A 16,009-nucleotide genomic window follows, 5' to 3' on the forward strand; every position below is an offset into this window, starting at 1 on the left:
CAACAAATCCGAGTAACGACAGAAAATGAAACGCCCAGCACGAGTTTACATTGTGCTGGGCGTTTTTTATTTATATTGAATATCGGTTAAGACTTAGAAGTGCCCCAAGTACTGCCAATCAGCGTTGTTTGGGTTCGAGCCCTGTGTTGGCCAAGGGAAGTACCCGTATTTGCTTTTAATGAGGCGGTAGTAATGATAACCACCACGGAAGGGATACACGTAAATATCGTTAATGGTTCCCGTTTTGTTGTTCTCGCCCCAAACCCCCATGCGATCTTGTTTGTGCCACGTTAAGATTTCAGCTTCAAACTTAGCTAGGTCACTGTTGAGCTCGGCAATGTACTGTTCAATATCTGTATCGCTACCAATAAAGCGCCAATCAGCATCAGAGGCGTTTTGAGCAGGCAGCGCGCTGTTCACTCCCGGACGTTTTTGCATAAAGTAACGGCGTTCACCGTTTTCATCGGTATCAATGAAAATAGCGTTCTCAGATTGACCCCATGTCGTTGAACTCGCTTGTTCCCAAGTTAGCAACTGAGGTTGATTGAAGTAGCTGGCAATGCGCTGTGCATTGTCGATGTTACTACGATCAATTTTCAGTGGATTAAAACCAAACTGAACATGGTTTTCCGCTGAGCCTAGGTACTTCCAGCCTTCATTGTCTGCTTGGTTGGTTGGGAAATCCGCCGCAGAGATGTCACGCATTAAAAAGTAATCGCGAGTGCCAGTGACTGGGTTAGGGTACACGTAAAGTGCACCAACGCGGCGTTCTGCGCTTGTCTCACCATTGTTCAGCACACCTGCTCCGTAGTTGTCTGCTACGAATTTGTCGAAGTCAGCCACAAAGCCAAAGTCGATGCGGTTTAACGCTGCGTTGTCGGCAAACATGACTTGTTCATCAATGTATTGTTTGTAACCGTGCTCCTGACCAACAAAGATAGGGCCAACAAGCTTATCGATCGCTGGGTTTTGATCAGGGATCAAGCTATCTAGTACTTGTTCACCATTCTCGTCAGTACAACTTAAGGTGACACGAGTCGGCAGTGGCTGCTGCTCTAGGTTAAAGTGGAACTTATTGCTTTGTGATCCGTTTAATCGGCTATTTGCAACCGCAATGTTTTGTACTGAGCCATCCTGGCGCTCCACCGTAACCGCGCAGCTACGTTGAGAGATCATACTTGGCTGATACATTCCACCTTGATGTTGCGCGTAACGCCAATCTGCACCGTTGTTGTGTTTCACGCCACTAAACTGCTGGCAATGGGAAGAGGTCAAGTAGCCCGCACCATCATGGCTCGATCCTGCTTTATCCAGCACGCAAAGTGGTACTTCGCCAATTTCGGTGTTTGGCGTGTAAGTCACAGCACCTTCACCGTATTTAGACAGCAATGAGTAGCTATGATCTTGAGATATCATGCGCTCACGCTTACCATTGATGTTCCAGTACATGTCTTCGCTACTTTCACAACGCGCCATATCCGCACTGACTGTACCGACGAAGTTTGCACTTTCGCCGTTGCTTGCCGTGTAGGTAAACTGACAAATGCGAGCCTGCTGATTGTTGACTTTCATCGTCTGCCACAAATCTTGTTGAATTTGCTCGTCAGACAACGAAGACACCGCTTGCCAACCTTCTGGATGATAAGTCACGTCTGGTACGGAAGGCAGATCAAACACGTTGCCGTAGTTGGAGTAAATCAGCGGGTAAACTTGGCTTGCAAGTTCGTTATGTGGATCGTAAATACCCAACATGGTGACAACGGGCACGCCTACCGCAGTAGGTACAGGCGCGTTGGTTTGTGCTTCTTCGTAACTTTGGTTTTCTTGATTCCAACGAACGTAACCAGTCGAGCTATTTAGGTCGATGTTAAAGCCGTTATTGAGCCAAGTTTGTACACGGCGAGACTGAGAAGGGTGCTCTAACGTGTAACGACTAATGGTGCCTAATCGTTCGGCTTCGCCACCGGCTTGTGCGTCACGCGTAAAGCGGAATTCACCCGCAAATGGTGGCACAACTTCACCACCCACATCGTTAGTTGCGGCTTTACCCGTCCAGTGTAAGTTACCGATAAAGCGGCGATGCAGAGCATCCCAACCCCAACCAGATTCCAAATCGTGTGTAGAAGCATGCCAAGGGTAATGACCCAGACCGTAGTTATGCCCCATCTCGTGCGACCATTCGTTACCTGTTGTGTCTGTTAACGTCACGATGCCACCTCCGCCACTGCCGCCATGGTCAATAATGCCGTTGGTGTAAACGCCTCGGTTGGTGTGCGCAGTAATGTGGTTGAAGCGTTTATTGTAAGCTTGTGAATAGCCAGCACTATCGGTAATGCCTACGTTCGCATTATTCACGCCTGTAGATACTAGTGCTTTACCAATGGCTTCACGCATGTCACCGCCGTGCCAGCCACCTGCATCGTCTGAGCTAGTGGTGTAAACCTTGCCGTTTGGCAGCGTCACTTTCGGGAAATAAGCGGCAGTATAATCCGCCATCACCAGTTTAGATGCTGGGATTTTCTGGAAGTAATCGGCGCTGAGTTTTGCCATGTTTTTGATCATGGCGTTGCCATTACGCGGCGCTGTAAGCATACCCATGTCGATGTTTTGAATGATTAGCTCCGGTGCGCCGCCAAAGACAAGCTCATTGGCAGCTAATTCGCCTTGGCGATCATTGTTATCGGTTAAGCGCAGCGACAATCCTGGCTTCATCCAATCCCATTGCAGCGGCAGTGACCACGCGTGATGGGAGAATACCACTTTAGAACGCCCATTGTCTGGCTGATCAGAAGCCGCAAGCGCGCTTGGTGGCAGCATTGGGACGCGAGTGATTACAGAGCCTTCAAAGCTCACTTCTACCCAAACATGTTGAACGGTTTTGTCTTCTGGCGTGAATAAAAGCAGAGCTTCACGGTCGATCACCAAGTCAGGGAACTGGTTCACATCGTTTTGATTCGGGGCGGTGGTAGTATGGGTTTGAGCAAAATGGATAGAACCAGTCAAATCGCCATTCAAGTGATTTTCTAGCTGCAATTCGTCTGCGTACCCAAGGCGTGCGGTATTTGTTGTGAATTCAATCTTTTGTGGCTCGATACAATCAATCGCATTGCATGAAGAAAGCTCTGCCGTGTACCGAGTATCTGGTTTCAGGTTACCAATGAACAAGCCAGATTGAACTTTGTCATAACGAACAGACTCTGAACCTGATTCGCTCAATGTCAGAACCACATTGTCATTAGTGTTTTGCGCAGCCCATTTTAGCTGAACACCTTGATCTGAAACACTGGCTACGTTCAATGTATTGATGTTTGGTGCAGATAGGTCGCCACAGTCAGAAGTTTCGATGTTTTGAATCATATCTGACTGCCAAATGTATTCGCCATTTGGACCCTTAGAACCTCGGGCAGCAGGGATATATTCTACGTAGCAACCTGTGCCGCCTGGGTTAATCACACCAAACTCTTTGTGGATCAGGTAGAAACCACCGTTATACCAAATAAATTCCCACTCCGGACCGACGAAGTCCACCACGTTGCGATAAGCCTGGTCTTGCTCTCCAAATATAAAAGGAAACTTAGGATAGTTATCGAAGTTGACCCCGTATTCATGTCCTTGGAAATTAATATAGGTTTTACCGTCACGTTGATAGGTGTCTTGACCTTTATCTGCTAACTGCTTGAGCATTTCAATGCGTTCAAAGGTTTGATTTCCGATTTCGACCAATGTTAGGTCGTGGTTCGCGTTTGCGAAAGCGGCTGCACTTCCTAGGAGTGAAGAGATCAGCCAAGCGAGCGTATTTTTCTTCATATGAGACTCTACTTTTGCCAATGGAATAAACATTAAACATGCCCCCAGAAGTTCGGCACTTAGGGGAGTTGCATCATCCATTTCAATATGAACGGATGATGAGTTTGATTATCTGCTGAGATTTGAATGTTAAATAGGTGGGACAAATTGGGCTTGTGATTCTGCTTCAAACTCTGATTTGATTACGAAATCGAATTGATATCTTATGTCCAAATTCGTATTTATCTATCTATATAAAATAGGATTCTTTATGCGGTGAATTGATAAAATTCCTTATTTTGTAAAAGGTTAGAGTTTATATAAAAAAGCCAGCCTTAGGGCTGGCAATCAAACAGGGAGTTTGAAATGAAAATGAAATCGGGAGATAGGGCAGTTTGTCTAAAGCTCTACAAACTGAGTTGCGCGCTGAAGCCAAGCTTTGTCGTGCTCATCAAGAAATGGGCTGAGTGCTTGGTAGACGCGAGAATGGTATTGATTTAGCCAGTTAATTTCATCATGGCTTAGCAAAGAGACATCAAGCATGTTCGTGGCGATTGGTGCCAGCGTAATGGTCTCGAAGCCATAAAAAATACCGAACTCATTTTGCTCGACTTCAACCACTTTCATGATGTTTTCGATCCGAACACCGTATTCACCTTCACGGTAAACACCGGGCTCATTGGTGATCACCATGCCAGGTTTTAGCTCAACTTCGCGGTGGCTTTGCGAGAAGTTTTGTGGCCCTTCATGGACATTCAAACAAATACCCACACCATGTCCTGTACCGCATTTGTAATCAATACCATGTTGCCACAGCACGCCTCGTGCCATGATGTCGAGATTGGCACCCGTAGAGCCTTTCATAAATCGAGTCTGAGTCAGTCGGATGACCGCTTTCAGCACTAACGTGTAGTCTTTGCGCTGTTTAATGGTCGGTGACCCGAAGTGGAAAGTACGGGTGATGTCTGTTGTGCCGCCAAGGTATTGACCGCCTGAATCCACAAGGAAGAAATTGCTTTCATTGACAACGGCATTGCTTTCTTCATCGGCGGCGTAGTGCATTTTCGCGCCATGTGCGGCGAAGCCTGCAATCGTGCGGAAACTGTCGCTCACATAATGGCGAGTTTGACGGCGATAGCTTTTCAATTGAGCCTCGGCTGACAGCTCAGTAACGAGCCCGCTTGGGACTTGGTCTTCTAACCAGCTCATGAACTTCACGACAGCCACACCATCGTCCGTCAATGACTGTTCGAGATTGGCTAACTCGGTCTGATTTTTGGTGGCTTTCATGTCGGTGACGGGGCAAGCCATTGGCTTTAATGAGAGGTTCTGCTCAATGGAGTTAACCAACAAACTGTCGGTATAAACCGGGCTAAAAGCAAGCGACAAGCCTTCACATTGCTGATTCAAATACTGGCTGACGTACTCGTAGTGACGAACGCTCACACCTTGCGCAGTCAGCTTCTTCTCTATCTCGGCTGGTAACTTTTGTTTATCGATGAACGCCGTCGCGCAGTCTCGCTCGACAATAAGGTAGGATTCTGAAACCGGGCAGTAAAGCGTGTCACCGCCACGAATATTCAGTGTCCACATCACATCGTCAAGGGTTGAAACCAATAAACAGTCCGCATGGTTTTCATTGAGCCATTTACGAATATCTGCGAGTTTTTGTTTGGTTTCTACACCAGAAAACGCAACCGGATGGTCAAAAATTTCTGCGCTCGGTCTGCTCGGGCGGTCAGTCCAGATTGGCGTTATCAGATCGAGGTCGAGAACAATCTCGATGTTCTTTGGCTCAAGCGCTTGTTTAAGTTCTTGGTAAAATGCGTAGCTGATCGAGCGCCCATCCACGGCAATCGCGCTGTTTTCGTCGAGCGTACTCGCAAGCCATTTAGGAATGGTGGGGGTTTCCGGCTGACGCGCTTTGAAAAGGTCTAACCCCGTTCCATGCAATTGTTCTTCTGCTTGAATGTAGTAGCGACCATCTGTCCACAATCCACCGCCTTGTTGAGTTATGACGACATTACCAGCCGAGCCAGTAAAGCCAGAAATCCACGTGCGTCCAGCCCAATGGTCAGCGGAATACTCACTATTGTGGGGATCATTGTTTGTGACGATGTAGGCCGAAACCTTGTAGTTTGCCATTGCGTCGCGTAGCGATGAAAGGCGTTGGTTAACCGAATTTGTTGTATTCATGAAAACGTCCTAAATCATGTTTGAACAGTAAATATGATGTTGCTCAGTGCCTGTTTTGACTGGGCTTTGCTGCCCACATAGTTCCGTAGCTTCTGGGCATCGGGTTCTAAAAACACAACCGCTGGGTGGGGTGAGCGGAGAAGGGAGGTCTCCGGGCAACAATTGGATGTCGCGGTTGCGTGCAAGTTGCGGATTGGCAATCGGTACCGCAGAAAGCAATGCTTTTGTGTAGGGATGCTGAGCATCGTCGAACACTTGGTCGTAGCGTCCCACTTCCATTGGTTTGCCAAGGTACATCACCATCACTCGGTCGCTGATATGGCGCACAACGCTTAGGTCATGAGCGATCATCACCAGTGTCAGTCCCATTTCTTGTTTAAGGTCGTCGAGCAAATTAATGACCTGCGCTTGAATCGAAACATCCAATGCGCTGACGGGTTCATCACACACCACCAAGTCCGGATTGAGGATTAAGGCTCGCGCGATGCCAACACGTTGGCACTGACCGCCAGAAAACTCATGCGGATATCGGTTACGTTGGCTTGCCAACAGACCCACTTTGTCCATCATCTCAATGACGCGTTTTTCGACTTCGGCGCGTTTAAGTTGAGGCTGGTGTGTGAGTAACGGCTCTGCGATACATTCTGAAATCGTCAATCTCGGATTGAGGCTCGCCGATGGGTCTTGGAATATCATCTGAAATTCTTGGCGACGACGTGTTAACTTGTTTTTGCTGAAGCCACGCATGTCTTCACCTTTCCAAGTGAGCTTGCCGTGCGTGGGTTCAACTAAGCGCAGCAGAGCACGTGCTAAGGTGGATTTTCCGCAGCCTGATTCGCCAACAATGCCGAGCGTTTCGCCTCGATAAACATCCAAATCGATGCCGTTGACGGCTTGTACGATCTTTCTTCGGCTCGGAATGAGGTGTCGCGAAACAGGAAAATGCACTTGCAGTTCGCGAGCGGACAATAACACTTCTTTCTGATTCATAACGTTTCCTTAAGCCGACTGGTGGATGAGTGAAATGCTGCTTTGGGCTTTGACATGGCAGGCGATGGATTGACGACCATTGAGCGGCATAAACTTCGGCGTTTCGGCTTGGCAGCGAGCGAGGCGGTAATCACAGCGATCTCTAAACGGGCAGCCTTGGTGGTTAATTAAGGCGCTCGGTGGATTGCCAGGGATAGTTGGCAAACGAGGCATGTCTTCGGTGATCGAAGGAATTGCTCTCAGTAAGCCTTGGGTATAAGGGTGTGCGGGCTGAGCAAAGAGGGTGTCCGTATCTGCTTGTTCCATTTTTTGTCCGCCGTACATTACCAACACGCGGTCACACATTTCGGCGACAACGCCCATGTCGTGCGTTATCAGCAATATCGCGGTATTAAACTCTTTTTGTAACTCACGTAATAACGTCAGGATTTGCGCTTGTACTGTCACATCGAGTGCGGTTGTGGGCTCATCGGCAATAAGCAGTTCCGGTTTACACAACAACGCCATGGCAATCATCACACGTTGGCGCATACCGCCAGAAAGCTCGTGTGGATATTGGTTCATGCGTGTTTCCGGAGAAGGAATCCGCACCGCATCCAACATCTGAATGGATTCCGCAATGGCTTGCTTGCGACTCATGCCTTTGTGCACCATCAACACTTCGCTCAGCTGCTTGCCTATCTTCATAAATGGATTCAGAGAGGTCATGGGATCTTGGAAGATCATGCCGATTTTCTCTGCGCGAATACGGTTGAGCTGTTTCTTGGACATTGAGAGTAAGTTCTCGCCATGAAATAAGGCTTCACCGGATACATTACCGTTGTCGGCGGTGAGCCCCATCAGCGCAAATACCGATTGGCTTTTACCAGAGCCTGATTCACCCACAATGCCGAGCGTTTCTCCTGCTTTAATCGAGTAGGAAAGGTTGCTGACCGCTTGCACTTGTCCGTCTGGCGTATCGAAGCGCACGTTCATGTTTTCAATAGATAGCATGGAGTTGTCCTTATCGATCTTTCGGGTCAAGAGCGTCGCGTAAGCCATCGCCGATGAAGTTGAAACAGAATAGGGTTGTGACCAAGAACAGGGATGGAAAAAGCAGCATCCACAAGGCAACATCAATGGTTTTTGCGCCTTCGGAAATCAGTATTCCCCAGCTGGTGTCTGGTGGTTGGACGCCTAAGCCTAAAAAGCTTAAGAACGATTCAAACATGATGAAACCGGGCACCATGAGCGATGAATAGACCATTACAATTCCCAATACGTTCGGCAGCACGTGACGACGAACGATGGTGAACTTTGAAACGCCAATGGAATGTGCCGCTTCGATGAACTCGCGCTTTTTAATTCCGAAGGTCACGCCGCGTACCACGCGAGCGATTCCCAACCATGACACCATGCCAATTACGATAAAAATCAGATAGATGTTGTTGCCAAAGAGGGTGACGAAAAGGATGACCATGAACATAAATGGTACTGAATCCAACACTTCGATGATGCGCATCATCACGCTATCTACGACGCCGCCTAGGTAGCCTGAAATGCTGCCCCAAATTGTTCCGATAACGACGGCGACTAACGCGCCCACAAAGCCAACTAAAATTGAAAGGCGACCACCTTGCATGGCGCGGGCAAAAAGGTCTTGGCCGAGATCGTCGGTACCAAAGTAATGGCCGCTGCTAAGTGATGGCTTTCCTAGTTCGTATGGGTCGGCGAGTACGTCCCAATCAATCTCATCGTGTCCAAAGGCCGCAATCGATGGGCCAAACGTGATGCACAAAGTGATGAACGTGAGCACATAAACCGATGTCATCGCGGCGCGGTTTTTTCGAAAACGAGCCCAGGCATCTTGCCACAAACTACGACCTTCCACCGCTTCGATATTGTCTACGACTTGGTCTTGTAAGGATTGAGTATCCAGTTTCTTAATCGATAACATGTTTGACTCCTAAACTCGGATACGTGGGTCGATCACCGTGTACAACAAATCGACCACAAGATTAAAGAAGATGGTGAGTGAGGCGACAATTAAGGTGATGCCCATTACTAAGCCGTAGTCGCGATTCAGTGCACCAGAGACAAAGTGCTGGCCCATACCACCAGTGCCGAAAAAGATGTCGATGATGACAGAGCCCGTCACGACAGAGACAAACGCTGGCCCGAGCATGGCGACGACGGGGATCAATGACGGACGCAGTGCATGGTGGAACAAGATGTAGGCGGTCGATAATCCCTTCGCTTTTGCGGTGCGAATGTAAGGCTGATTGAGGGTTTCAATCATCGCGCCGCGCATGACACGCGCGATGCTAGCGACTGATCCAATGGCCAGACTTAATACCGGCAAAACAAGAAAAGCTAATTGCCCACCTTCCCAGCCACCAGCGGGGAGCCAACTAAGCTGAATCGCAAAAATGGTGACAAGCACGGGAGCCAAAACAAAAGCAGGAACAACCACGCCCGTCATCGAGAGTGTCATTAATCCGTAATCCAAACGGCTATTGCGCTTTAATGCGGCAATAGTGCCGAGCAGCATCCCAAGTGGGACTGAGATGCTAAAAGAGAGCACCCCAAGCATTGCCGATACGGGCCAAGATTGGGCAACCAGTTGAGTGACAGAGAAGTCTTGGTAAACAAAGCTTGGGCCTAAATCGCCCTGCACAAAGTTTGTAATGTAAATCCAAAACTGAACCAGAAATGGTTCATCAAGGTGGAATTTTGCTTCGATGTTGGCGCGCACGATTTCCGGCATTGGGCGTTCCATATCAAACGGGCCACCCGGTGCGATGTGCATCAACCAGAAAGAAACCAGCGCAATAAACAGCAAGGTTGGAACGGCGATGGCTAGCCGTCTCAGAATGTACCAAATCATGATCCATCATCCTTTGGTAAAACGACGCCACATCCCGCCGCGTCGAATAAAAGGTGAAAAAAATTGGCCTGTGCTCATTACCGAGGAAAGAGAGGTTCGAGAAGGTATGCCATGTATTGGCAATGTCAGTGCTAGTTACCTTATCGATACAGGCCGAAACATGCCTTTAGTGGACTTTCACATAGACATTCTTGCGGTAGTACGAGGACTCGGGGTTAGTGCGCTCGTAGCCACCGACATAAGGCTTGATCAGGTATTGATCGTTGCCAGGGCGGTAAACTGGAATGATCGCCATATCGTCAATCAACATGCTTTCTGCTTGCAGATACAGCTCAGATGGGTCGCTCATGGTCTTAGATTGCGACATCAACTCATCGTATTTCGGGTTGTGGTAACGTGAATCGTTGTACTCGCCATTTGAGACGAAGATATCTAACCAAGTCGATGCCTCATTGTAGTCGGCTGTCCAGCCGCCGCGTGTAATTTCTGTGGGTTCTTTCAAGGCATAGAAGACTTTAGGTTCCAACTGCTTGATGGTGACTTGTGCGCCTAAACGGCTCTTCCACATGCCCGCCATGGCTGTCGCCATTTTTACATCCATCGAGAAAGTCGGGACGGTAAACGTCAACTTAAGTGGGTTACTTTGGTTGTAGCCTGCCTCTGCTAACAAACGCTTTGCTTCGTCAATTCGTTGGATTTGGTCCCACTTTGAATATTCCGGTGTGTGCGATTGAAACCCATCGGTTTGCGGTGGTACTAGCGTGAACATCGGAATGCCACCATTTCTTAAAATCGAATCAGTCAGTAGATTGCGATCAATGGCGTAGGAGAGGGCTTGGCGAACTCGACGATCTTTGGTCGGTCCTTCTTGCGTATTTAGGTAGTAAAAAGTCGAACCTAGCGAAGCACTCGTATCAGCCACATCTTGAGGCAGTTTGCTTATTAGTTTCCTTTTTTGTGCGGCAGGAATCGACATGACCTGATCGATTTCGCCTGCTAGGTAGCGATTTAGCACGACATTAGCATCACCGATCGGCAGCCAAGTGATTTTATCTAAGACGACGTTGTTTGCATCCCAATAGTGCGGGTTTTTCTTTATTACCATCTTCTCGTTTACCTTCCACTCCGAAACGGTAAACGCGCCGTTGGTTACGATGTTCTCAGGTTGTGTCCAGTTACTGCCGTGTTCCTCTACCGTTGTTTGATGAACCGGAGCAAGAACGGGGTGGCTCAGGAGTTTTATGAAGAACGGAATTGGCTGCTCCAAAGTGACTTGGAAGGTTTTTTCATCCAACGCTTTCACGCCCAATGAATCAGGTTTCGCTTCGCCTTTCATAATGGCTTGCGAGTTTAGGATATTCGGTATGGCGGCAAACCAAGCGTAAGGTGATGCCGTGTTAGGGTCGAGCAATCGTTGCCAACTGTAGACAAAATCTTGAGCGGTCACTGCGTCGCCGTTTGACCATTTCGCATCGCGCAAGTGGAAAGTGTAAACCGTATTGTTGTCATTCACCGTCCAAGATTCTGCAATCCCAGGAATCGTTTTGCCTTGTTTGTCCTGAATGGTTAAGCCTTCAAACAAGTCTCGACCAAGGTTGAACGCAGGCTCCGCGGCTTGTTTTGCAGGATCGATAGAGGTGACTTCCGCCCCGTTGTTAAGCGTAATTTCTTGCGTCTCTGCAAGCGTCACGCCAGCCGGATACGGCACTGCGTAGCTCGGTGTAGCCAGTATCGGACTCATTATCGATGCTAGCAAAAGTAGTTTAGGTAATTTCATCCTTGTCTCACTCTATTCATCCTGAAAGGTGCTCAAAATGTATATTGTATAAATTGTCTGTACAATCGAGTTTTAACATAGTTGTAACAAGGTGCTGAAAGTCGGGCTGTTCGGTCTCAAAAAGTGAGCTAGTAGAATTTTTATCGCGGCTGATTGCCAAGTTGGCATTAAGGAAAGAATATTTGTGGTGGGCAAAAATAAAAATCCCCTTCGCGCAGGGCGAGAAGGGGATGAAAGTCGGAAGTTAATCTAAATATTTGAGTGAGGCTACTTCACCAAAAAATGCTTAACGAACTCAGAGATTTTTACCATATCATCAACGGCGATGAACTCTTCAGTGGTGTGCACTTTAGCCATACCCGTAGATAGATTCACGGTTGTCAGACCTTTCTTGTTGAAGTTGTTCGCATCGCTGCCGCCGCCAGTGCCTTTCGTGAACGATTCGATACCCATATCTGCAAACGCCGCTTTGATTGCGGTTACGTGCGCGTTGTCTTCTTCGATAACAAAGGCGTCGTACGCGCGGCTAGATTCGATTTCGACTTCTGCGCCATGTTTTTCGCATACCGACTCAAATGTTGAAATCATGTGGTTGACTTGGGCTTCTAGCTTCTCTCCATTTAGAGAGCGAGCTTCAGCAACGATTTTAAGCTCTGGCATCACAATGTTGGTTGCCTGACCACCGTTGACCATACCGATGTTCGCTGTGGTTTCTTCGTCGATGCGAAGCAGTTTCATTTGGTTGATTGCGTCTGCCGCAACCATGATCGCGCTGATGCCTTCTTCCGGCGCAAGACCTGCATGTGCAGGGCGGCCTTTGATGGTTGCGACGATCTTTTGTTGGCCCGGAGCAGCCGTTACGATAGTTCCAATTGGGCCACCTGTGTCCAGTACGATCGCTTCTGTTGAGGTTACGTGAGACATATCGAAGTATTCAGAACCGAACAGGCCACCTTCTTCATGTACGGTGAACGCCAATTCGAGCGTTTTGTGTTCTAGGTTTTCAGCTTGAATGCAACGCACTGCTTCCATGATGGCAGCGATGCCAGATTTGTCGTCACCGCCAAGAATGGTGTAGCCTTTTGAGCGGATGATACCGTCTTCGATGATCGGCTCGATACCAATGCCCGGCGTTACCGTATCCATGTGACAGCTCATTAGGATTGAGCCTTCTTTTTTCCCTTCTAAACGTGCGTACACGTTGAAGCCATTAGAAATGTGTTCTGGTACAGGAAGCTTGTGAACCGTAAAGCCTAGTTCGCCCAGTTGCTCAGCCAGCGTTTCTGCAATTTGTTTTTCATTCATAGATTCGCTGTCGATGCGAACCAGTTGGCAGAAGTGTTCAACTAGACGTTCTTGATTAATTTGTGTCATTTGGGTGTCTCTTTCTTTTGGGGTCGAGGGCGATACCGAGAAACGATGTGAATTCGAAATCAATGGCACGGACTCGAAAGGGAACAGAACCTCACTTATTGCACAGCTTTATGTAGGTGAAGCTGCGTTGAATCAAAGAAAATCACTGCCTGACACGATTCTGACCGAGGATAATGCCAGAAGTGACGACGCAATCACGAAAGTGGTTTAGCAAGTGACAATTTGGTAATTGAGAGCGGAGACAGTAATGCACTATGGCTCGAAGCAAATATGTAACTGATGAAAGCAGTCAATAATTGCTGCAAGGTGCACTGTAAATAAGTAGGGTGTATTTGAAGCAAAATCACATTTGTGGATTAATGACGTCTCTGTTTACTCATATCCTCGCACTGCCAACTGGATAGGCCAAGTTCAATAAGAGCTTGGCCGCTTTTTAGGTGCGCTTTGTTGTCTTGAAACTCCCGCTTGTTTCACTCTTTCCAACCTCTCTTTAAATGAAACCAAAGACTTATCTAAAGTCGCTAGGTGCCAATAAAAATCACCATGGTAACAAGTTGTTTACATTTGGTGGTGTGGCGTAAATCGAAAAATATCAACCTAATTGATTGAAATTCAATTTAATTTTGGTTTCTTTTTAACCGGGTACATTGATGGCCTTGTGGTGTAACATTAATTTTACATTTCTCCGTAAGACCCATCGAAATAGAGATTTCGGCTTATGTATTCCAATTTCTCTCTACCTGCGCGAAGTTAGAAAAATCAGTTCAAACAGCTCAGTGAGGCTGTAAACAAATTAGTGACGCAAGGAGAAAGTCATGGTGGACACATACAACCCATTAGGTACAGACGGATTTGAGTTTGTTGAATACACAGCTGCTGACAGCAAAGGCATTGAACAACTAAAAGCGTTATTTACATCGCTAGGCTTTGCTGAAATAGCCAAACATCGTTCGAAAGAAGCATGGTTGTATCGACAAGGTGACATCAGCTTTATCGTGAACGCCCAGCCTCATAGCCAAGCGGAGGAGTTTGCTAAAGTTCACGGCCCATCTGTATGTGGTATGGCGTTTCGTGTGAAAGACGCGACGGTTGCGCTTGAACATGCTATTCAAAACGGCGGCACAGAATACAAAACTGAAATTGGTCCGATGGAACTGAGTATCCCTGCCATTTACGGTATTGGTGAAAGCTTGCTTTATTTTGTTGATCGTTATGGCAAGCAGAGCATCTACGACGTCGATTTCCGTTTTTATGACGATGCAGACGATCGCTTAGCTAAATCAGACGTTGGCTTGTACGAGATAGACCATCTCACGCACAATGTTAAGCAAGGTAATATGGAGGTATGGTCTGGTTTTTATGAGCGCATCGGGAACTTCCGAGAAATTCGATACTTCGATATCGAAGGTAAACTGACTGGCCTTGTCAGCCGCGCAATGACGGCACCGTGTGGCAAAATCCGCATTCCCATCAATGAATCCTCGGATGACAAATCGCAGATTGAAGAGTTTATCCGCGAATACAACGGGGAAGGTATTCAGCATATCGCTCTGACAACGGATGACATCTATCAAACGGTGCAAACGTTGCGTGACCGCGGTATGGACTTTATGCCAACGCCAGACACCTACTACGAGAAAGTCGATGAGCGCGTTGAAGGCCATACTGAAGATGTCAGTAAACTTCGTGATTTGCAGATCTTGATTGATGGCGCGCCAATGAAAGACGGTATCTTGCTGCAAATCTTTACTCAGACTGTTATTGGCCCTGTGTTCTTTGAAATCATTCAGCGCAAAGGCAATGAAGGCTTTGGTGAAGGTAACTTCAAAGCGCTATTTGAATCGATTGAAGAAGATCAAATTCGCCGAGGAGTACTAAGCGATGCATAAATGGATCACATTTCCGCATCGGGAGGGTGTGTGCTCAAAACAAGCACATGCGGATTTCCCGGATGAGGCAATTTATGAACGTGAAGCTGGCCGAAGTGGGTTCTTCGGCCCTGCGGCACATTTTCATCATCAACATGCGCCAACCGGTTGGTGTGAGTGGGAAGGTGACTTACGCCCACGCGCTTTTGACTTCACCTTAGTGGATAAAGCCAGTCAAATCTCTCCTTGGTCAGTACCGCACCTATTGCACAACGCTAACTGTAAAATACGTGTATGGCGCATGGATGAAAAGATGGATTTCTTGGTAAGAAATGCCGATGGCGACGAGCTGCTGTTCATCCACCAAGGCACGGCAGATCTTTACTGTGACTATGGTCATCTGAAAGTGAGCGAAGGGGATTACGTCATGATCCCGCGCTCAACGAGTTGGCGTTTAGATCCGAGTGAACCCATGTTCATTCTCATGATTGAAAACACCGATGCAGCGTACTCCTTACCTGAAAAGGGCATGGTAGGGAATCACGCGGTATTTGACCCTGCGGTGTTGGAAGTTCCGTCTATCAATGATGAGTTTCGTGCGCAATATTCTGAAAACCGCACTGAGGTTCAGGTAAAACGCCACGATAAAGTTAGCGTGATTACCTATCCGTTTAATCCTTTAGACGCGATTGGTTGGCATGGCGACTTAGCAGTAGTGAAAGTGAATTGGCGTGATATACGTCCACTTATGTCACATCGCTACCACTTACCACCGTCGGCGCATACTACATTTGTAGGAGCGGGATTTGTAGTGTGTACGTTTGTTCCTCGTCCAATTGAGAGCGACCCGGGAGCACTTAAAGTACCGTTCTACCACAACAATGATGACTATGACGAAGTGTTGTTCTACCACGCAGGTGACTTCTTTAGTCGCGATAACATTGAAGCGGGTATGGTGACGTTTCATCCGGCAGGCTTTACTCATGGCCCACATCCTAAAGCGTTTAAAGCGGGTCGAGAATATAAGAAGAAGTTTACGGATGAGGTCGCAGTCATGATCGATACCCGCCATGCACTCCAGTTCTCGGATGAACTGGATAAAGTAGAAAACAAAGAATACGTCTATAGCTGGCAAGAGAAATAAGGGGCAAG

The 16,009-nt window shown here is 47.6% G+C and carries 10 protein-coding genes; 2 read left to right on the plus strand and 8 right to left on the minus strand.

Translation table 11 applies throughout. The features are described 5' to 3' along the window. Positions 1-93: 93 nt before the first annotated feature. The 8 genes from DYB02_RS07980 to DYB02_RS08015 form a co-directional block, all read right to left on the minus strand. Positions 94-3,807, minus strand: coding sequence for a M66 family metalloprotease (locus DYB02_RS07980; RefSeq protein ID WP_029806594.1), 3,714 nt, complete (start codon positions 3,805-3,807; stop codon positions 94-96). A gap of 378 nt (positions 3,808-4,185) precedes the next feature. Further along, positions 4,186-5,982, minus strand: coding sequence for an aminopeptidase P family protein (locus DYB02_RS07985; RefSeq protein ID WP_029804923.1), 1,797 nt, complete (start codon positions 5,980-5,982; stop codon positions 4,186-4,188). Positions 5,983-5,991: 9 nt separating this feature from the next. Next, entirely contained in the window at positions 5,992-6,972 is a 981-nt protein-coding gene (locus tag DYB02_RS07990; RefSeq protein ID WP_029804924.1) for an ABC transporter ATP-binding protein, read from the minus strand. Positions 6,973-6,981: 9 nt separating this feature from the next. Continuing rightward, positions 6,982-7,965 (minus strand): ABC transporter ATP-binding protein, encoded by a 984-nt coding sequence (locus DYB02_RS07995; protein WP_025633654.1) that lies wholly within the window; start codon positions 7,963-7,965, stop codon positions 6,982-6,984. A 10-nt stretch (positions 7,966-7,975) separates the two neighbouring features. Further along, complete coding sequence (locus DYB02_RS08000; protein ID WP_029804925.1) at positions 7,976-8,908, minus strand: ABC transporter permease subunit; 933 nt, start codon at positions 8,906-8,908, stop codon at positions 7,976-7,978. Positions 8,909-8,917: 9 nt separating this feature from the next. Next, positions 8,918-9,838 (minus strand): oligopeptide ABC transporter permease OppB, encoded by a 921-nt coding sequence (gene oppB / locus DYB02_RS08005; RefSeq protein ID WP_029804926.1) that lies wholly within the window; start codon positions 9,836-9,838, stop codon positions 8,918-8,920. A gap of 166 nt (positions 9,839-10,004) precedes the next feature. Next, a complete protein-coding gene (locus DYB02_RS08010) occupies positions 10,005-11,615 on the minus strand; it encodes a peptide ABC transporter substrate-binding protein (RefSeq protein WP_029804927.1) in 1,611 nt (536 codons plus the stop codon). A 267-nt stretch (positions 11,616-11,882) separates the two neighbouring features. Beyond that, entirely contained in the window at positions 11,883-12,989 is a 1,107-nt protein-coding gene (locus DYB02_RS08015) for a M20/M25/M40 family metallo-hydrolase (RefSeq protein WP_029804929.1), read from the minus strand. Between the two features lie 815 nt (positions 12,990-13,804). On the opposite strand from DYB02_RS08015, the gene hppD reads away from it, so the two are divergent. Together hppD and DYB02_RS08030 are read left to right on the plus strand one after the other, a co-directional pair. Beyond that, positions 13,805-14,878, plus strand: coding sequence for a 4-hydroxyphenylpyruvate dioxygenase (hppD, locus tag DYB02_RS08025; RefSeq protein WP_029804930.1), 1,074 nt, complete (start codon positions 13,805-13,807; stop codon positions 14,876-14,878). Next, a complete protein-coding gene (locus DYB02_RS08030; protein WP_024701103.1) occupies positions 14,871-16,001 on the plus strand; it encodes a homogentisate 1,2-dioxygenase in 1,131 nt (376 codons plus the stop codon). Before hppD ends, DYB02_RS08030 begins: the two co-directional genes overlap by 8 nt. Positions 16,002-16,009 lie beyond the last annotated feature (8 nt).

The organism is Vibrio parahaemolyticus (assembly GCF_900460535.1).
Taxonomy (GTDB): domain Bacteria; phylum Pseudomonadota; class Gammaproteobacteria; order Enterobacterales; family Vibrionaceae; genus Vibrio; species Vibrio parahaemolyticus.

Excerpts from the sequence above, each read along its gene's own strand:
- DYB02_RS07980 (WP_029806594.1), bottom strand. The coding sequence starts at position 3,807 with ATGAAGAAAAATACGCTCGCTTGGCTGATCTCTTCACTCCTAGGAAGT.
- DYB02_RS07985 (WP_029804923.1), bottom strand. The coding sequence starts at position 5,982 with ATGAATACAACAAATTCGGTTAACCAACGCCTTTCATCGCTACGCGAC.
- DYB02_RS07990 (WP_029804924.1), bottom strand. The coding sequence starts at position 6,972 with ATGAATCAGAAAGAAGTGTTATTGTCCGCTCGCGAACTGCAAGTGCAT.
- DYB02_RS07995 (WP_025633654.1), bottom strand. The coding sequence starts at position 7,965 with ATGCTATCTATTGAAAACATGAACGTGCGCTTCGATACGCCAGACGGA.
- DYB02_RS08000 (WP_029804925.1), bottom strand. The coding sequence starts at position 8,908 with ATGTTATCGATTAAGAAACTGGATACTCAATCCTTACAAGACCAAGTC.
- oppB (WP_029804926.1), bottom strand. The coding sequence starts at position 9,838 with ATGATTTGGTACATTCTGAGACGGCTAGCCATCGCCGTTCCAACCTTG.
- DYB02_RS08010 (WP_029804927.1), bottom strand. The coding sequence starts at position 11,615 with ATGAAATTACCTAAACTACTTTTGCTAGCATCGATAATGAGTCCGATA.
- DYB02_RS08015 (WP_029804929.1), bottom strand. The coding sequence starts at position 12,989 with ATGACACAAATTAATCAAGAACGTCTAGTTGAACACTTCTGCCAACTG.
- hppD (WP_029804930.1), top strand. The coding sequence starts at position 13,805 with ATGGTGGACACATACAACCCATTAGGTACAGACGGATTTGAGTTTGTT.
- DYB02_RS08030 (WP_024701103.1), top strand. The coding sequence starts at position 14,871 with ATGCATAAATGGATCACATTTCCGCATCGGGAGGGTGTGTGCTCAAAA.